A 17469-nucleotide genomic window follows, 5' to 3' on the forward strand; every position below is an offset into this window, starting at 1 on the left:
GCTTGGCATCCCTACGGCTCTGCAGGTCCTGGGGCTCGTCCCTACGGGGGTTCTTATTCCGTAAGCGATTGCCCTGCGGCTGCCCCCGCTGTCGCGCGGCGGAGCTCCCACGGAGATTGAAGACCATGCGGCGTCCCCTTCGGGAAAGAGCGTGAAAATGCGCCCTTCCCGCAAACAGGTTCGCCCGCTTTCGTTAAAAAGAGGCCGTCTCAAAACCACAGAACTGTCTTTAAAGACAAATGACGCTACTTTGTTCCTCATACGCGACGCTTCAACTATGCGACGCTTCAACGCTGCGTGAAATTCATTAAAAATAGCAAAGAGGCCGTCTCAATTGACTTTGAACTGCCCCAAAAGTCAGACAAAGAATCTAAGCTTTGGGAAGCAGTTCAGAAATCGGTTGAGGCGACCTCTTTTTCGTATATTCCGTTTCGAAGTTTCCTTGCGCCTTTGCGTCGGCCGACGTTTATTTCGGCTCTTCGGGCGCTCACCGCCCGAAGAGCCGGGCGAAGAATCCCTTTTTCCTGACCTTGCCCTGGTCGATGTCGATCGACTTTTGGAGGCCTTCGGCGAGAGCTTCCTTGACGTCGCCGCCCTTGAGCGCCGCTTTCAGCGCTTCGTTGGCGGTCTTGCAGGCGTTCTTCGCCTGCAGCTCCTCTTTGTCGCGGGCGGTTTGAATGCCGCGCGACACTCGATAGTCGCATTTGCCGCAGATGTTCCTGTAAAACCTCTGCACTTTGTCGGCGTCGGCTTCTTTGGGAATTTTGATGAGGATCTCGGGAACGGCGGCGTCGAAGTAAGGGATACGGAGCTCCCAGCCGTCGTTTTTCTTGTCGGCGGACAGTTTCTCCCTGAGCGTGATCAGAGTGCTGTAGTCGCACACGGCTTCGCGCGGCGCGGCGCCGACGCTGCGCTCGACGAAGGCCTCGCTGGGGTTCCACTTGCGGATGCTGCTGAAGTAGAACACGGGACGGTGCTCGTAGCGCTGCGTTTCCGGCGTGGAAATCGTGAAGATGTCGCCGCCGCCCTTCTGGCTGCGGAAATGGATGATCCTCCCCCTGCCGGCGTCCAGATATTCGTCGTTCAGCTCCACGCCGTCGAGGAGCTTCTCGTCGCGCTCCGAGCGCGCGAACATCTCGGCGACCTGATCCTTGGTCAGATGGTCGACGCGCGCGAAGGGGTTGCCCTTCTTGCGGCAGTCGTCGCAGACGTAATCCTTGCTGCTCATCTTGCTGCGGCTCATCATGCCGACTTCTTTGCCGCAGAACGCGCAGGGTTCCTTGCTGAACAGGGCCATGATTTTCCCTCCTTTTTCGAAGAAACGGCCTGCCGACGCTCCCGACAAGGAGCCGGAGGCCGTTTCTTCAACGATAAACGAGCCCTAGAATCCGTCGACGCGGAACACGACGAGTTCGTAGGTGGACTTGTCGGCGCGCTCGCGGCGGGTCAGCGTCAGCAGGCCGCCGCCGGGCAGCAGGACGCCGTCCTCGTTGGCGGCCACGCCGGTGGTGGGGCTGTCGTAGAGTTTTTTGACGTCGTTAAGACGGCCGATCGGATTGCCTTCCTTGTCCCACAGTATCACAGTGCTCTGCAGCGGCAGGGCGACGAAGCCGTTGGCGGTTTCGCCCGCGAAGAAGACGCCGCCCATGGAGTTTTGGGCCGGCTCCCTGAGGATCTTTTCCAGTTTGCCGCCGTGGTCGTAGACGAAAAGCGCCGTGGTCTTGGAACCGGCTTCGCGGCCGCTGACGTAGATGTGGTTGGCGTCGATGCGCAGATAGGCGTTGACCATAGAGTCGATCTCGGCCAGGGGGAAGTCGACGGTCGCGACGGTCCCGTCCGCGGCGATCTCGTACTTCTTCATCTCCGCGCCCTTGCGACAGGAGCGCTCGAGTCCCCAAGTCCCCGAGGGGTGCATGACCAGTTCGCGCGGGCCTTTGATTTTCTCGACGGCGCCGTCCTTGATGCGGCAGGCGCCGCGGCCGACCCCGCCCAGCCAGACCGCGCCGTCGTCGGTGACGGTCATGGTCTGGTAGTTAGCTTTGTCGCCAAGCTCGATGTCGGCCTTCTTGACCAGTTTGCCGCCGTCGAGGGCGTACTCGGCGAGTTTGCAGGCGTTGCTGAGGATATACGCCCTGGTCCCGTCGGACCAGATGCGGTTGCCGCCGATCACGGAGCGGATGATGATGGGGTCGATGGGCACGTGCTTGCTGTTCAGCGTCACGGAGCCGACTTCCGCGGAGTGTTCGGCGCTGGCGTAGGGCGTGCCGTTCCAGTACCAGGGGCCGTCCTTTTTGCCGGCGTCGGTCACTTTGAACTGAAGTCCCTTCAGCAGCGTTCTGACGTCTTCCAGCTTTTCCTTGGAATCGGCCGAAATCTGGATGGTTTCGCCGGCGCCCTCGACGCGGGCAAGATAGTTGATCCTGGACGAATCTTCTTTGACGAGGCAGTCCACGCCGCCCAGCGGGACGAGCGTGTAGGAACGCTTTTCCGCGTATTCGTACGGGTCGAAGCCAAACTGCTCGAGATAGCGGCGGAAGTTCGACTGATTTTCGATATTCGCCTTGACGTCCACCAGCGCGTCGCTCCTCTTGGGATCGGCCGCGCTGGGAATGCGAATCCGCAGCGTCGAAGCCTTCTGGCTGTCTTTGAGGTCTTTTTTCTCGTCGAAGGTCCAGCCCGCGTCCGTCTCGTAATCCAGCGTGAAATAGGTCGCCTCGATCTTTTTGACTTCGGCCCGGGCCGCGCCGCCGCACAGACAGGCGGCCAATCCCGCCGCCGTCAGAACGCTCATAACTTTTCGCGCAGAAATGTCCTTCATCGTCATGCTCCTTTCGCAAACGCGCTTCCGCCGCCGCGCGGCGGCAAAAACGTCTTCCTTTTCCGGCCCCCGCCGGATGCCCGCGCACGTTTTTGAAACCGATACCAGCATATCCGACGCGTGGAAAAAAGCATCACCCGTTCGGGTGAAACCGTAAATTCATTATAAAAACGTAACAAAATTATGTCAAGATAACATCATTCCCGCCATCCCGATAGAGACGCTTTCTCTTCAGTCACGCCCCGGGGAGCGGTTTCGCCGGCAGCACGGGGATCGCCGCGATCAGAGCCTTTGTGTAAGGAGCCCGAGGACGGGACAGCACTTCGGCGGCGGGCCCCTCCTCGCAAAGGCGCCCGCGCTGCATGACGAGGATGCGTTCGGCGGCGCGGGCCGCCAGTTTCAGGTCGTGAGTGACGAAGATCAGGCTCATGCCGCGCTCCACGTGTCGGCGCAACACCGCGATGATGTCGCCGCGCGTCGACACGTCCTGCATGGAGGTCGGTTCGTCGCAGAGCAGCAATTCCGGCCCGAGCATCAGCGCCCGGGCCAGTTCGACGCGCTGGCGCTGGCCGCCCGAAAGCCCGACGGCGCGGGAATCGAGGACGCGCTCGCCCGTCAGCCCCAGCTCGGCCAGAATCGCTTTGGCTCTGGCGCGAACGTCTTCTTTCGTACGTCCGCGCCGGGCGATGAGCGCCGGTTCCATCACAGCGCCCAGCGCGGTCAGCGACGGCGGCAGCGCTCCGTACGGATCCTGCAGCACGTAACCGCAGCGCTGGCGTATCTTCGAAAGATCCGCCGCAGCGAGCTCCTGCAGATCGTGCCCGAAAAGCGCCACCGACCCCGCCTCCGGCGGCACGAGGCCGATCAGCGCGCGCAGCAGCGTGGTTTTGCCGCTGCCCGATTCGCCGACGACGGCCAGCGTCCCGCCTTTTTCCACGGCGAAGGAAAGCCCCGCGACCGCCCGATGTTCGCCGCCGTTCTTGGAACGAAAGCTCACGAAAAGATTGTGCACCCGAATCGTCGCTTCCACAGCCATCTCCCCTTCGCCTCAAAGTATCGCGCGCACGAGCCGGCGCGTGTAGGGATGACGGGGCGCCGTCAACAGATCCTCCGGCGCGCCGCGCTCGACCAGCCGGCCGTCTTTCATCACGAAAAGCTGCGAACAGACGGACGCGGCCATGGGCAGGTCGTGGGTCACAAGCAGCACGGTCAGCCGCTTTTCCCGCTGCAGCCGGCGCAGCAATCCGAGAATGCCGGCCTGGGTGATCACGTCAAGCGCCGTGGTCGGTTCGTCGGCCAGCAGCAGCGACGGTTCGCAAGCCAGCGCCAGGGCGATGGCGGCGCGCTGTTTCTGGCCGCCGGACAGTTCGTGAGGATAACGGCGGGCGACGGCGGCGTCCAGTTCGGCTTCCGCCAGCAGCGCGGCGGCGCGCGCCTTGGCCGCCTCGCCGCGCAGGCGCAGATGAACGCGCAGGACTTCCTCGATGTGGGCCCCGATCGTTTTGACGGGCGTAAAGGAATTCTGCGCGCCCTGCGGCACCAGCGCGATCTTTTTCCAGCGCAGGCGGCGCAGCGATTCCTCGTCGAGCGCCAGCAGGTTCCGCCCGGCGAAGAAGACGGAACCGGCCGCGACGCTGCCCGCAGGCAAAAGCCCCAGCGCCGTCATGACGATACTGGTCTTGCCGCTGCCCGACTCTCCGACAAGGCCGACGAAAGCTCCCCGCGGCACGTCGAACGACACCCCCGAAACCGCCTCATGAGACTGACCGTCGTAACGGACGCGGAGCCCTTCAACGGTGAGCATGATCTTCTCCTCCCAGCCGCGGGTCGATGCGCTCTTCAAGGAAACGCCCCATGTCCACGAAGATCAGACACAGCGACACGATGCCGAGGCCGGGCGGCACGATCAGCCACCACGCGCCCTCGGTAAACGCGCCGAAAGAGTGCGCTTCGTGCAGCATTCTCCCCCACGACACCAGGCGCGGGTCCGACAATCCCAAAAAGGCCAGCCCCGCTTCCGCCAGAATCGCGCCCGGCACCCCCAGAGCCAGATTGGCCAGCACGATCGGCGCCGTCTCGGGGAGCAGATGCCGCCGGAGGATATAACTTTTTTTCGCGCCGAGCGCCTTCAATCCCTCCACCCACGGGCTTTCGCGGACGGTCAGCGTCAGCGCGCGCACCGAACGGGCCGTTCCCATCCACGAGAAGATCGACAGGATCAGCACAAGCTGCCATAATCCTTTGCCCCACAAACCGGCCAGCGTCATCAGAATCGGCAGCGCGGGGATCGCCAGCAGGATGTCCACGACGCGCATGATCAGAGCGTCGATCCAGCCGCCCACGTAACCGGCCGTCAGCCCGAAGCCGAGCCCCAGCAGCGTCGCCGCCAGCGTCGCGCTGACGCCGACGGTCAGCGACGTGCCGATGCCGTTCAGCAGCAGGGCAAGGACGTCGCGCCCGCGTTGGTCGGTGCCCAGCAATCCCTGTTTCTGACCGAACAGGATCAGTTTGAGGCGAAAACTCTCCGCGCCGCCGACCACGAGTTCGTAACGCCCCCGCCGCGGGAAAAGCCGTTCCGTGCCGCGGCCGATCAGCGGCAGGCCAAGGCGCCGCTTGAAGATCATGTCCCGCGCGTCCAGATTGAGCCAATACTTTTCCTGTCCGTCACGGCGCACCAGCTCAAAATCCTTTTCCGGGGCGCGCCACGTCACGGTCACCGTCCGGGCGGGATTCGCCGTGATCTCGCCTTCCAGCGCGAAAACCGCCGCCGGCTGCGTCTTCCAGTCGAAAGCCAGCCCCGACGCGCCGGGGCGCAGGCCGACGTCGTCTTTCGCAAAGCCGTCGGTTGCCAGCGTCGCGCGTCCGCCGGCAGCCGAGATCTCCGCCGTTTTCGACGTCGAAAGATCGCCGCGCCACCAGAGCGGCCGGGCAAACGGCGCCCCCACGACGTCGGCGGGGCTGTCCAGCAGCCGCGGACCGACGATTCCCGCCGCGGCGATGAAGACAAGGGACCAAAAGGAAGCGCGCCCGAAAAAACCGCTCATCGGTTCACCCCCTCGAGGCGCACGCGCGGGTCGACCAGCCCATAGGCGACGTCGGCCAGCAGGTTGCAGACGACCGTGATCAGCGCCAGCAAATAAAAGGAAGCCCCCGCCGCCGGATAATCATGGCCCGAAAGCGCCTCGAGCAAAAACGAACCCACGCCGCGCAGCGAGAAGACCGTCTCGGTGATCACCGCGCCGGAAACGAGCCCCGGCACCGACATCAGCAGGATCGTCACGAGCGGCGGCAGGATCGTACGGAAGGCATGCCCGTAAATCACGCGGCGTCTCGTCAGGCCGCGGGCGCGGGCCATCAGCACGTAATCTTCGCCAAGCGCGCGGACCATCAGATTGCGCACGTACAGCGCCCAGCCGCCGAAACCCATCAGCGTCAGCGACAGCACCGGCAGCGCCAGATGCCAGGTGCGGTCGGCCAACAGCGCCCAGGCGCCCGAAGGGGCGGGGACCGACAGGCTGCCGCGCAGCGGAAAGATCGGGAAGTCGTGCGCCAGCAGCATGAGCAGCACCAGCTGCACGAAAAATCCCGGGAACGACGACATCGCCGCGCCGACGCGCAGGACCGTCCGTTCCAGCCATGAGCCGCGTTTCACCGCCGCTTTCACGCCGAGCCAAATGCCCAGCGCCGCCGAGCAGAGCATGGCCAGCGACATCAAGATCAGCGTGCCGGGCAAGCGCGAAAGCAGTTCGTCCCAGACGGGCTTCCGGCTCAGGAACGACAGGCCGAAACGGAACGTCAGCATCCGCTTCAGATACAGGACGAACTGTTCCGGCAAGGGGCGTTCCAACCCGTAGAGTTCGCGCAGGCGTTCCTTGGCCTGCGGCGAAAAGTTCGGGTCGATGATGGTGCTCACGGCGTCGCCGGGCATCACCCGGAAAAGGACGAAGTTCAGCGCCAGCACAGCCGCCAGCACGGCCAGCGAGGCCAGCACGCGGCGCAGCAGCCAGTTTTTTCTCATCGCCTTTCCTCCTCCGGCAAGCGCAGATAGCAGGGATTCCGTTTCATCATCACGTACTCGCCGGGGCGGTATTCCTCGAGCATGAAGGGGCCGGCGCCGACGAGGCCGCGCGGGCCGAATTTTTCTTCGCGGTCGAGGGGGTCCCAGTTCTGCCAGTCCCTGATGTTTTCCACGATCCGCGCCGGCATCCAGGGCAGACCGGCGACGTTGTCGAGATACCAGTAGCTCACGCCTTTCATGGTCACCGTCAGCTCGCGGGCGTTCGGCGCCTCCGTTTCCGCCACGTCCTTGACGGCGTCGAAGAAGCGGGGAATTTCGTTTTTATGGACGAAATCGATCGTCGCCTTCAAGTCGCCGGCCGTCAGCGGCGTTCCGTCATTCCAGCGCAGATTCTCCTTCAGCCGGAAGCGCAGCACGGTATGAGCGCCGGCGCCTTCGCCCGCCGTCTCGACGCGCCATTCTTCCGCCAGACCGGGCATGTCCTCGAGCGTGAAAGGGTTGACAGCGATCAGGCCCTCGTAGACCATGCCGAGCACCTGCCACGAATAGGCGCTGCTGGCGGTAAATGGATTCAGGCTGCGCGGTTCCTCGGCCAGCGCCATGGTCATGGTGCGCGTCGTCCCGTCGCGCGGTTCGGCCATCATCAGCGTCCACAGGTTGTCGGCGGTGATCCGGTCCGTCGACAGCACGTTGCGCCACTTTTTCGAGACGGCCGCCACGGAGAAGCGGCTGTAAACGGGCACCGACGGCACCAGTTCGCCGAGCAGGCGCTGCGCTTCCGCCGACGCCCGTTCCGCCGATGCCTTGTCGGGCGCGAAGCGCAGTCTCGTCAGCGCCGCGTCGAGCGCCGCGTCGTGAGTGCCGGTCAGATTGTAACCGCCGGCAACGTCCATGGAGCTGTGGTAAAAGCTGTAAAGCGAATCGGGATTGCGCCCCATGGACCAGGCCAGCACCGCCAGCGAATAGTCCTTGCGGTCCAGGCGCGCGACCATGGCGGAAAAGTCCAGCGGCTCCACTTCCACGTCGAAGCCGGCGGCGTTCAGCGAGTCGGCGAGGCGCTCCGCCATTTCCGCCGTGGTCGGCGCCGCGCGGGCCAGCGGCGCCAGCAGCGTGATTTTAGGCAGCGGGCGGCCGTCGGGAGCCGTCAGTTTTCCCGCAAAGTTGAAGCGGTAGCCGCAGGAAAGCAGTTTCTCGCGGGCGGCGGCGCGGTCGAAAATATTGCGCGTGCCGTCCGGGCTCGCCCAGGGCGAAACGGGCGGCAGCCAGCTGTTGATGGGCTCGCAGTAGCCGGAATAGATGCTGCGCACCATGCCGTTGCGGTCGATGGACTGAGCCGCCGCCTGGCGGACGATCCGATCGTTCCAAGGGGCGCGGGTGTTGTTCATGAGCAGGAAGAACGCATGGAAACCTCGCGCCAGCGACATTTCCAGATTCGGGTCGGCGCTCAGGCGATCGATGTCCGCGGGGCGGGCGATGTCGCCGAGGATGTCGAGCTCGCCGTTTTCCGCCGCCAGCACCTGCGCATCGGCGTTGGCGACGATGACCAGGCACAGCCTTTCGATTCGCGGTCCGGTCACTTTTTCCGGATCGAAGACCGGCGCGCCCAATGACGGCCAGGCGCAGCACAGAAGCAGCGCCGTCAGCGCCGCGACTTTTTTCATTCCCATCACCTCGAGGGGGATCCGATGCGACTCGCATCGTCTTTGAAAAAAAGGGCCTGTTTTCGCAAACAGACCCGTTCGATCTTCTTGAAACTCAGCAGCGCTTCGCCGCTCTCTCGGCGAAGGAGCGGAAGCGCCAGCGCGGCCAAAAGCTCACGAACCATCCGCTTTATCGCCGTTTTCCCGCTCCAGCGCCTGACGGCGCAGCTTTTCCGCCCGAAAAGCCGCCTCGAAATGACGCCGCTCCAGGCAGGGCGAAACGTCGGTCCCGTTGCGGATCTGCTCGCGCAGCGCTTCCATGGAGGCGGCGTGACACAGCGCCGCGATCTCGGCGCCGTTCATGCCTTCGCTCCGTACGGCCAGATCATGGAACGACAGCCCCGCAAGGGGGATCTTGCGCAGATGGATGCGCAGGATCTCCTCGCGCGCCGCTTCGTCGGGCATGGGCAGTTCCAGCGCCAGTTCGAAACGGCCGGCGCTGAACAGGGCCGGATCGATGCGGTCGATGCGGTTCGTCGTCGCTACCACCACCACGCCTCCCATGTCCTCGATGCCGCTCATCTCGGCCAGGAACTGGCTGATCACGCGGTCGGCGGTCTGCGCCTGCGAGCTGCCGTCGTTGCCGCGGCGCGGCGTCAGCGAGTCGATCTCGTCGAAATAGAGGATCGACGGCGCCGCCTGCCGGGCCGTGCGGAACACGTCGCGCAGGGCCCGCTCGCTTTCGCCCACGTAGCGCGACATCAGCGACGGGCCCTTGACGGTGATGAAGTTCACGCCGCTCTCGTGAGCCAGAGCCTTGACCAGCAGCGTCTTGCCCGTGCCGGAAGGGCCGTGGATCATGATGCCCCGCGGCGGCGTCACGCCCCAGCGGCGGAACAGATCGCCCTGTTTGAGCGGCCACTGCACGGCCTCGACGAGTTTTTCCTTCGCGTCTTTCAGACCGCCCACGTCGTCCCAGGTCGTGTTCGGGATCTCCACGAAAACTTCGCGGATGGCCGACGCCTCGATCTCGCGCAGCGCCGTGAGAAAGTCGCCCATGGTGATCTCCATGGAAAGGAAGCTTTCGTCCTTCAGTTTCGCCGCGTCGTCGAGCGACGGCAGCAGGCGGCGCAGCGCCATCATGGCCGATTCCTTGGCGAGGGCCTGCAGGTCGGCGCCGACGAAACCGTGCGTGATGTCGGCCAGACGTTCCAGATCCACGCTTTCCGCCAGAGGCATGCCGCGCGTGTGGATCTTCAGGATCTCCAGGCGGCCGTTGCGGTCGGGGATGGGCACGGCGATCTCGCGGTCGAAACGCCCGGGACGGCGCAGAGCCGGATCGAGCGTGTTGGGGATGTTCGTGGCGGCGATGACCACGACCTGGCCGCGCGACGAAAGCCCGTCCATCAGCGTCAGCAGCTGGGCCACGACGCGCCGCTCCACCTGTTTCTCGCCGCCCATCTCCTCCCGTTTGGGGGCGATGGCGTCCACTTCGTCGATGAAGATGATGGCCGGCGCGTTCTGCTGGGCTTCCTCGAAAACGGCGCGCAGGCGCTCCTCGCTCTCGCCGTAATACTTGCCGATGATCTCCGGGCCGGAGATGCTCGTGAACCAGGCGTCGCTTTCGTTGGCCACGGCGCGGGCGATCACCGTCTTGCCGGTGCCGGGCGGGCCGTAAAGGAGCACGCCCTTCGGCGGCTCCACGCCGAGGCGCACAAAAGCTTCCGGGAACTTCAGCGGCAGTTCGATCATCTCGCGGATACGGCGCAGCTGCGCGTCCAGCCCGCCGATGTCGGCATAGGTGATCTTCTTCGGTTTCAGGGCGCCGATCTGGGCCCGTTCGAGGACGACGTCGGTGGAGGCGGTCACCATCACGGCGCCGCCGGGCATCGTCTCGGCCACGCGCAGACGCAGTTCGTTTCCGTACGGCAACAGGATCCGCACCTCGTCGCCGACGCTCGCCGGCAGGTCGCGCAGGCGCGCGCGGAGATAGCCGCGGTCCAGTTCGTCGGCGGCGGCAACGGCCATGGGGATCAGCACGACGCGCTCGGCATACCCCAGCTCGCAGCGATAAAGGCGCACCTCGCCCCCTTCGCCGCGGCCGAGATTCTCCATGCCGACGGGATCGAGCCCCACGCAGCCTTCGGCAACGGAAGCGTCGTAGACCACGCGGAACGCCGAGCGGCGTTCGCCTTCGAGCTCCACGAAACCGCCGTCGGTCAGCGCATATCGGTTCATATCGGCCGGAGACACCCGCGCGTGCACGAGCCCCCGGTCCGATTCGTTTCCACTGATGATTTTCAGCAAAGCCACCACCTCCGTGACACAGTGAAAGTTTAACACACTTCGTTTTCTTCGGCAGAATCGTCACGGAAAATTCCCGATCTTTCAGCGCCTTGCCTCTTGACTTTTGGCGGTGATATTATAAGTTGTCTGCGGCAGGATCTTTTTCAGCTGAGCCACTTTCATCACGCAAAGGAGTTTTTTCATGTCCAATAAAACGCTCGCGGAAGTGCGCGCGCTTCCCGTCGATTCCAAGTTCCAGTCCGTCGGCCTGGTCACGGAGCTCAAGGAAAAGCGCGACAAAAACGACAAGCCCTACTGGATCATGTCCGTCATGGACAAGTCGGGCGCGCTCGACGCCAAGATCTGGGGCAACGCCCAGTGGTTCGACCTCAAGGACGGCGTCAAAAAGGAAATCGCCGAACCGGCCGCTTCGCCGCTGGTACGGAACCTCAAAGGCGAAACGGTGGGGCTGATCGGCTCGATCACCGAGTTCAAGGGCAAGCCTCAGTATCAGTTCAATCAGATCTGGCTCGTCGATCAGGAGCGCGAGGAATACCGTCCGGCCGCGTTCATCCGCGCCGCCGGGGTCCCCGTCGACCGGCTGGAAGCCGAGTTCTGGCAGTTCGTCAACGGCTGCGGAGGCGAGGCGGGCGAATTCCTGCGCTTCGTCTTCCAGCCCGACAGCGCTACGTGGCAGGCCTTCAGGACCTTTCCCGCCGCCGTGGCGCACCATCACGCCTACCTGCACGGCCTGCTCGAACACACGCTCGGCGTGGCGCGCTCCGCCCGGGCCATCGCCCAGAGCTATCAGGGCACCGCGTACGAGCCCGACCTCGACGTTGTCGTCGCCGGAGCGCTGCTGCACGATCTCGGCAAGCTCGACACCTACGCGCTCGATCCCGGCCCCGAATCGACGCTGGAAGGCACGGTGCTCGACCACATCGCCACCGGCTACGCGCGCTTCGTCAGGCTGGCGGACGAGTTCAAGCTCACGCCGCTGACGCGCACGCTGCTCGGGCACATCATCCTCAGCCACCACGGCCAGAAGGAGTTCGGCTCGCCGGTGCTGCCCGCCACGCCCGAGGCCATGATCGTGGCGGCGGCGGACAATCTGGACTTTTACCTCAACAGCTGGCACGGTTCCGTCGAACAGCTCGACGGCGGCATGGAAGCGGACCGCGCCATCTCCGACTTCGATTTCTCCACGCAGCGGCGCCTGTGGAAATGGCGCCCCGAGCAGCCCCGCTGACCATGAGCTGGCAATTCCAGATCAGCCGCCACGACGAAGGCCGACGCCTCGACGCCGTGCTGCGCGGCATGTGGCCGGGCGTGCCGCTGGGCGCGATGATGAAATACTTCCGCAAGGGAGCCGTACGCCTCGAAGGCAAACGCTGCCAGCCGAACGACCGCGTCCTCGAGGGACAGCACATCTGGGTGCCGTGGGAAGAGCCGGGCACCGTGGGCCGCGCCGAGATGCCCGACGGCACGCCGCGCCGGCTGCCGCTCGACGTCGTTTACAGCGACCGCTGTGTGATGATCGTGAACAAGCCCGCCGGGCTGCTGAGCCAGCCCGACGTCAAGGGCGAGGACAGCGTCGTCACGCGCGCGCTGGGCTACGCCGTCGATCCCGAATTCCCGCCCCAGCTGGTACACCGCCTCGACCGCAACACCAGCGGCGTCATGGCGCTGGCCATGGACGGGCCGACCACGCGCGCGCTGATGGAATGCTTCAAGGCCCGCCACGCCGACAAGCGCTACTGGGCCATCGTCATCGGCGAACTGCCCGAGCGCGGCCGCATCGACGTGCCGCTGCTCAAGGACGCCGACAAGAAGCTGGTGCGCGTCGATCCCAAAGGCGAACGCGCCGTCACCGAATACAAACGCCTGACGAGCAGCGGCGCCTTCAGTCTGGCCGAGGTGCATCTGCTCACGGGGCGCACGCACCAGATCCGCGTGCACATGAACCACGTCGGCCATCCGCTGCTCGGCGACGTGAAATACGGCGACTTCGGCTCCAAAGGGCAGCTGAGATCGCTCGGCGTCAAGCGGCCCATGTTGCACGCCCGCAGCCTGACGCTCGGCGGCCTGCCCGCGTTCCTGTCGCATCTCGAAGGCAAAACGTTCCGCGCCCCGGCTCCCGACGACCTGCGCCGCGTCATGGAAAAGCTCGGCTTCATCGACGCCGGCGCGCGGCCTTGAACCCAGGAGGAAAACATGTCCGAACTGAAACTGACCGTCACCGACCGCGCCATGGAGCGCATGCTCGCCATGGGCAGGGAATTCACGATCGCCGCGATGCAGCTCACCACGCGCAGCGGCCCCGTGCCGGCCGCCGTCTGCCGTTTCGGCGCGCCGGACGCGGAAGCACGCGAAAATTACGCGCCCCTGACCCAGGGGGAACTGACCGTGTGGGCGCCGCTCGCGGAGAGCTTCATCAACGACGAAGTGATCGTCGACCTCTGCGGCGTCGCCAACATGGTGCTGCCCGTCGCCCTGACGGCGGTCCTGACGCCCGCCTGCGACGGCGGCTGCTCCCGCTGCGCCGCCGGCTGCGCCTCGCGGCGCGGGGACGACGAAGAATTTTAGGCGTGCCGCCGCTGACCGGGCTTTCCCGAAAACAGAACCCGCCGCCACGACGCAAAGAGCGCACATCGCTGAGACACTATGAAAACATGAGGACGGATGACTGATTTTTATCCCGGTCATCCGTCCTCATGTTTTTGCCGCGAAACGGCTCTTCGCTCTTCTTCGCGCCGCGGCGGCGGCTTTTACCTGCCTTTCGTCACGTCTCAACCGCGCCGTCGGTCCCGGCGTTCAGTCGGTCGAAAAGGGCCCGTCTTTTGACGGTGCGGCCGATGAAGACGCACTGCGTTTCCTGCGCATAGCCTTCGGCGCCGGTCACGCCGTAGCGCGAATCGGCGGCGTCGAAACGCAGCCATTCGCCGCCGCACTGCAGGACGCCTTTGGCCCGGCTGATGTCGCCCAGTTCGCCGCGGATCACGTCTTCCAAAAGGACGATCAGTTCCGCCGGATTGCGCAGGCGTGCCTTGGCAAACGTGCACTCGTGGATTTTCGAGGCGCGGCCGGCGCTTTCGGCCGCCGTGTTCCACGTGGAACATTCCGCGGCGCGCTCTTCCTCCAGCAGTCCGTTCCACCACGCGTCATCCTGCTGAGTGTAGTGGCGGCAGACGATCTCGGCCCGCGGGTTGAGCCTGCGGATCTCGGCGGCGATCTTTTCGAGAATGTCGGGCGATTCGTTTTCGCCTTTGGAGAAGACGATCCGCGAAGAATTTTCGATCTGATCGAGATAGATGTCGGGATGCTCGCGCCGATACCGGTAAAAGCTCTGCGGCGTCACGATCGTCACCGGGCGGAGCAGGCTGATCCGCTCGTACTCATATTTTTGGGCCGTCGCCAGGATGCTGCTCAGCTTGCCGATCCCCGTCGGCTCGACGACAAGGTACTCGGGATCCAGCGAGGACGAGATCGTCAGCAGCGACGAAGCGAAGCTGTCCTTCATGGAACAGCAGATGCAGCCTTCGGCAAATTCGAGGATGTCGACGTCGGACGTCTGCGAGATCTCCTGGCTGTCCAGGTTCACCTCGCCGTATTCGTTCTCCATGACGACGACGTTCTTGCCCGTGCGCCGGATCAGCTCCTTGATGAAGGTCGTTTTTCCGGCTCCCAGAAAGCCGGAGATGACCAGTATTTTCACGTTTCCACCTCCGCACGACAAAAAACAGGCCTGAATTTCGAGCTCAGGCCTGTTTTTTTGCGATGTTCCGTCAGCCGGAGATCTTGACGACCGGCTTGATCAGCTCCGCGGGCTTGTCCTTCATGAGTTGCAGCGCTTCGGGCAGATGTTCCCAGCCTTCGAAGACGTGAGTCGACAGCGGCGCGACGTCCAGCTTGCCGGAGGTGATAAGTCGGGCGAGCTTTTCCATGCGCAGACGGCCGCCGGGCATCAGCCCGCCGTTGATCTGCTTGTGGCCCATGCCCACGCCCCACTCGGCGCGGGGAATGTTGATGTAGGTGCCGCTGCCCAGGTAGTTGACGTTGCCGATCTTGCCGCCGGGCTTGAGGGATTTGACGGCCGGCTCGAAGGATGCCACGGTGCCGCCGGCGATGACGACGCGGTCGACGCCCTTGCCGCCGGTGAGCTCCAAGACCTGCTCCTCGATCGGGCCTTTCTTGTAGCTGATGAAATCGGTGGCGCCGTATTTCTTGGCGGCTTCGATGCAGACCGGGCGCGTGCCGACGGCGATGATCCGCGAAGCGCCGCGCATGTTGGTGCCGGCTACGGCCATCAGGCCGACCGGGCCGATGCCGATGACCAGGACGACGTCGCCGAACTGCACGTCGGCCAGTTCAACGCCGTGGAACCCGGTCGGGACCATGTCGGAAAGCATGCAGGCGTCGACGGTGTTCATGCCCTCGGGAATCAGGGCCAGGTTGCCGTCGGCGTCGTTGACGTGGAAGTACTCGGCGAAAACGCCGTCCTTGAAGTTGGAGAACTTCCAGCCGGCGAGCATGCCGCCGGAATGCATGGAATAGCCGCCCTGAGCCTCGAGGGAGTTCCAGTCGGGCGTGATCGCGGGCACGAGCACGCGGTCGCCGGGCTTGAAGTCCTTGACCATCGAGCCGACTTCCACGACCTCGGCGCAGCCTTCGTGGCCGAGGATCATGTTGTGCCGTTCGCCGATGGCCCCCTCCCAGACCGTATGGACGTCCGATGTGCAGATCGCCAGCGCAAGCGGTTTGCAGATGGCGTCCATCGGGCCGCAGGCCGGCCGGTCTTTTTCGATCCAACCAACTTCGCCAATTTTGAGCATCGCGTAACCTCTCATAACACACACACCTCTTTTTTCTTTGGGATAGCGGGCTGCCCCTGCAGCACACCGCTTAAAATATATTTTACCATTTTATGGGGGGAATGTTCCATGCTCATATTTGAAGAAGAACGGTCAGATTTACAAGGCATATTCCAGAAAAAATTCTCAATAATATAGGGACAAAGCCAGCGGCAATGACGCGACGGGCTTCGAAAAAAACGAACGGTCGAGGTCTTTTCCGCAGCCCGCATTTTTTTCATAGACTGTCGCTTACTGAGCGGCCGCCGGAGATGGCGCGTTCCCGATTTCACCGTCGACGGGAGATGGTCTTCGCCGTTTTTTCAGAAAATTAAACTTATTTATTCTTCTTGTACTTGCCCAACTCAGGCGGTTATGGTAATTTACCGAAACAAACCCTTTGGTCTTATATCATTTTCAGGAGGGATCGCAATGGCAGTCCAGAACAAAGCGCTCAAGCTTCCTCACACGTTCGCGCTCATGTTTGTCCTCACGGCCGTGATGGCGACGCTGACGTGGATCATCCCCGCCGGCGTGTACGACGTCGATCCGCAGACCAAGCGAGTCATCGCCGATTCCTATCATCAGGTGGCAAGCAATCCCCAGGGGCTGTGGGACATCTTCAACGCCGTCACCAAGGGTATGATCCAGTCGGCCGTGATGATGTCGATGGTGTTCTTCATCGGCGGTGCCGTCGAAGTGATCGAACAGACCGGCACGATCCGCGCCGGCATGGGACGCATCGTCGGCATGCTGAAGGGCAAGGAGATCTGGGCCGTGGTCGTCATCATGATCGTCATGTCGATCGGCGGCGCCGTGGGAGTTTTCGCCAATCCCGTCATCGCCCTGATCCCCGTCGGCGTGCTGCTGGCCAAGAGCCTCGGCTACGACGCCGTGGTCGGCTTCGCCATGATGTATCTGGGCTCCTACGCCGGCTTCAACGTGGGCTGGGCCAATATGTTCACGGTCGGCATCGCCAACGAGATCGCCGGCCTGCCCATCACCTCGGGGTTCAACATCCGCGTGGTGCTTCACATCCTCAACATCGCGCTGACGATCGCCTTCGTGCTGATCTACATCAGAAGGATCAAAAAGGATCCCACGAAGAGCCTTGTCTACGATCCGAACGCGCCGGCGGAAGCGGAAGACCTCGGCGCTCTCGCGGCGAACGCGAAGATGACCTGGCGGCAGTCGGTCTGCGCGCTGATCGTGGCGCTCAGTTTCGGCTTCATCATCTACGGCTCGCTGAACTGGAAGTGGGGCATCTCCCACTACTCCACCGTTTTCCTGATCATGGGGCTGACCTCCGGCTTCGTCGGCGGGCTGGGGCTGAACCAGACGTTCAAAGCCTTTACCAAGGGCATGTCCGGTCTGACGTACGCAGCCTTCGTGATCGTTTTCGCCCGCGCCATCTCGGTGGTCATGACGGACGGCAAGATCATCCACACCATCGTCTACTACCTGTCCATGCCCATCGGCAAAGTCAGCGCCGTCGTGGGGGCCAACCTGATGTTCCTGGCCAACGTGATCATCAACTTCTTTATTCCTTCCGGCTCCGGCCAGGCGGTCACCGTCATGCCGATCATGGTGCCCGTGGCCGATCTGAGCAACATCAGCCGCCAGGTGGCCGTGCAGGCGTTCCAGTTCGGCGACGGTTTCACGAACTGCTTCATTCCCACCTCGGGCGTGCTCATGGGCGTCCTCGGCCTGGCGGGGATCGCCTACGGCAAATACGTGCGCTGGTTCCTGCCCATGCTGCTTCTCCAGATTCTCATGGGCTGCGCCACGGTCACGCTGATGCAGATCTTCGGCTGGTGAACACAATCAAACAATGGAAGCGGAAAAACGTCCCGGCAG

15 protein-coding genes are annotated in these 17469 nt (G+C 63.6%); 5 read left to right on the forward strand and 10 right to left on the reverse strand.

Annotated features, from left to right (window positions below):
- Positions 1–487 precede the first annotated feature (487 nt).
- Both D7D26_RS03970 and D7D26_RS03975 read right to left on the reverse strand, forming a co-directional pair.
- Positions 488–1297 carry a DUF4428 domain-containing protein gene (locus D7D26_RS03970; RefSeq protein ID WP_120372119.1) on the reverse strand — a complete coding sequence of 270 codons (810 nt, stop codon included), beginning with the start codon at positions 1295–1297 and terminating at the stop codon, positions 488–490.
- An 84-nt stretch (positions 1298–1381) separates the two neighbouring features.
- On the reverse strand, positions 1382–2791 hold the full coding sequence (locus D7D26_RS03975) for a hypothetical protein (RefSeq protein ID WP_158606261.1): 1410 nt from the start codon (positions 2789–2791) through the stop codon (positions 1382–1384).
- 16 nt (positions 2792–2807) lie between these two features.
- Between D7D26_RS03975 and D7D26_RS12275 the strand changes: the two genes are divergently transcribed.
- Positions 2808–2975 (forward strand): hypothetical protein, encoded by a 168-nt coding sequence (locus tag D7D26_RS12275; protein ID WP_158606262.1) that lies wholly within the window; start codon positions 2808–2810, stop codon positions 2973–2975.
- A 78-nt stretch (positions 2976–3053) separates the two neighbouring features.
- Here the strand turns inward: D7D26_RS12275 and D7D26_RS03980 are convergent, their stop codons facing one another.
- From D7D26_RS03980 to D7D26_RS04005, 6 genes are all read right to left on the reverse strand, one after another.
- The gene (locus tag D7D26_RS03980) at positions 3054–3854 is read right to left on the reverse strand and encodes an ABC transporter ATP-binding protein (protein ID WP_120372121.1); all 801 of its coding nucleotides are present in this window, start codon (positions 3852–3854) and stop codon (positions 3054–3056) included.
- Positions 3855–3866: 12 nt separating this feature from the next.
- Positions 3867–4622, reverse strand: a complete 756-nt coding sequence (locus D7D26_RS03985) for an ABC transporter ATP-binding protein (protein WP_120372122.1) — start codon at positions 4620–4622, stop codon at positions 3867–3869.
- Positions 4609–5862 carry an ABC transporter permease gene (locus D7D26_RS03990; RefSeq protein ID WP_078016090.1) on the reverse strand — a complete coding sequence of 418 codons (1254 nt, stop codon included), beginning with the start codon at positions 5860–5862 and terminating at the stop codon, positions 4609–4611. The genes D7D26_RS03985 and D7D26_RS03990 overlap by 14 nt, the downstream gene beginning before the upstream one ends.
- On the reverse strand, positions 5859–6836 hold the full coding sequence (locus tag D7D26_RS03995; protein WP_120372123.1) for an ABC transporter permease: 978 nt from the start codon (positions 6834–6836) through the stop codon (positions 5859–5861). Before D7D26_RS03995 ends, D7D26_RS03990 begins: the two co-directional genes overlap by 4 nt.
- Positions 6833–8497, reverse strand: coding sequence for an ABC transporter substrate-binding protein (locus D7D26_RS04000; RefSeq protein WP_158606263.1), 1665 nt, complete (start codon positions 8495–8497; stop codon positions 6833–6835). The genes D7D26_RS03995 and D7D26_RS04000 overlap by 4 nt, the downstream gene beginning before the upstream one ends.
- A 153-nt stretch (positions 8498–8650) precedes the next feature.
- Positions 8651–10783: a CDC48 family AAA ATPase gene (locus tag D7D26_RS04005; RefSeq protein ID WP_120372124.1), complete on the reverse strand. Its 2133-nt coding sequence runs from the start codon at positions 10781–10783 to the stop codon at positions 8651–8653.
- Between the two features lie 181 nt (positions 10784–10964).
- On the opposite strand from D7D26_RS04005, the gene D7D26_RS04010 reads away from it, so the two are divergent.
- Genes D7D26_RS04010 through D7D26_RS04020 form a run of 3 tightly spaced genes read left to right on the forward strand, consistent with a single transcriptional unit; the run spans position 10965 to position 13348 of the window.
- The gene (locus D7D26_RS04010; RefSeq protein WP_120372125.1) at positions 10965–12011 is read left to right on the forward strand and encodes a 3'-5' exoribonuclease YhaM family protein; all 1047 of its coding nucleotides are present in this window, start codon (positions 10965–10967) and stop codon (positions 12009–12011) included.
- Positions 11987–12961, forward strand: a complete 975-nt coding sequence (locus tag D7D26_RS04015; RefSeq protein ID WP_233543455.1) for an RluA family pseudouridine synthase — start codon at positions 11987–11989, stop codon at positions 12959–12961. Before D7D26_RS04010 ends, D7D26_RS04015 begins: the two co-directional genes overlap by 25 nt.
- A 15-nt stretch (positions 12962–12976) precedes the next feature.
- Positions 12977–13348, forward strand: a complete 372-nt coding sequence (locus D7D26_RS04020; protein WP_120372127.1) for a hypothetical protein — start codon at positions 12977–12979, stop codon at positions 13346–13348.
- 196 nt (positions 13349–13544) lie between these two features.
- Here D7D26_RS04020 and D7D26_RS04025 read toward each other — a convergent pair whose 3' ends face one another.
- A complete protein-coding gene (locus tag D7D26_RS04025) occupies positions 13545–14477 on the reverse strand; it encodes a CobW family GTP-binding protein (RefSeq protein ID WP_147413042.1) in 933 nt (310 codons plus the stop codon).
- 70 nt (positions 14478–14547) lie between these two features.
- Positions 14548–15609, reverse strand: coding sequence for an NAD(P)-dependent alcohol dehydrogenase (locus D7D26_RS04030; RefSeq protein ID WP_120372129.1), 1062 nt, complete (start codon positions 15607–15609; stop codon positions 14548–14550).
- Positions 15610–16044: 435 nt separating this feature from the next.
- On the opposite strand from D7D26_RS04030, the gene D7D26_RS04035 reads away from it, so the two are divergent.
- Entirely contained in the window at positions 16045–17430 is a 1386-nt protein-coding gene (locus tag D7D26_RS04035) for a YfcC family protein (RefSeq protein ID WP_158606264.1), read from the forward strand.
- Positions 17431–17469: the final 39 nt, after the last annotated feature.

This window comes from Pyramidobacter sp. CG50-2 (assembly GCF_003612005.1).
Taxonomy (GTDB): Bacteria; Synergistota; Synergistia; order Synergistales; family Dethiosulfovibrionaceae; genus Pyramidobacter.

Excerpts from the sequence above, each read along its gene's own strand:
- D7D26_RS12275 (WP_158606262.1), top strand. The coding sequence starts at position 2,808 with ATGTCCTTCATCGTCATGCTCCTTTCGCAAACGCGCTTCCGCCGCCGC.
- D7D26_RS03970 (WP_120372119.1), bottom strand. The coding sequence starts at position 1,297 with ATGGCCCTGTTCAGCAAGGAACCCTGCGCGTTCTGCGGCAAAGAAGTC.
- D7D26_RS04030 (WP_120372129.1), bottom strand. The coding sequence starts at position 15,609 with ATGAGAGGTTACGCGATGCTCAAAATTGGCGAAGTTGGTTGGATCGAA.
- D7D26_RS04035 (WP_158606264.1), top strand. The coding sequence starts at position 16,045 with ATGGCAGTCCAGAACAAAGCGCTCAAGCTTCCTCACACGTTCGCGCTC.
- D7D26_RS03990 (WP_078016090.1), bottom strand. The coding sequence starts at position 5,862 with ATGAGCGGTTTTTTCGGGCGCGCTTCCTTTTGGTCCCTTGTCTTCATC.
- D7D26_RS04015 (WP_233543455.1), top strand. The coding sequence starts at position 11,987 with ATGGCGCCCCGAGCAGCCCCGCTGACCATGAGCTGGCAATTCCAGATC.
- D7D26_RS03995 (WP_120372123.1), bottom strand. The coding sequence starts at position 6,836 with ATGAGAAAAAACTGGCTGCTGCGCCGCGTGCTGGCCTCGCTGGCCGTG.
- D7D26_RS04010 (WP_120372125.1), top strand. The coding sequence starts at position 10,965 with ATGTCCAATAAAACGCTCGCGGAAGTGCGCGCGCTTCCCGTCGATTCC.
- D7D26_RS03980 (WP_120372121.1), bottom strand. The coding sequence starts at position 3,854 with ATGGCTGTGGAAGCGACGATTCGGGTGCACAATCTTTTCGTGAGCTTT.
- D7D26_RS03985 (WP_120372122.1), bottom strand. The coding sequence starts at position 4,622 with ATGCTCACCGTTGAAGGGCTCCGCGTCCGTTACGACGGTCAGTCTCAT.
- D7D26_RS04000 (WP_158606263.1), bottom strand. The coding sequence starts at position 8,497 with ATGAAAAAAGTCGCGGCGCTGACGGCGCTGCTTCTGTGCTGCGCCTGG.
- D7D26_RS04020 (WP_120372127.1), top strand. The coding sequence starts at position 12,977 with ATGTCCGAACTGAAACTGACCGTCACCGACCGCGCCATGGAGCGCATG.
- D7D26_RS03975 (WP_158606261.1), bottom strand. The coding sequence starts at position 2,791 with ATGAGCGTTCTGACGGCGGCGGGATTGGCCGCCTGTCTGTGCGGCGGC.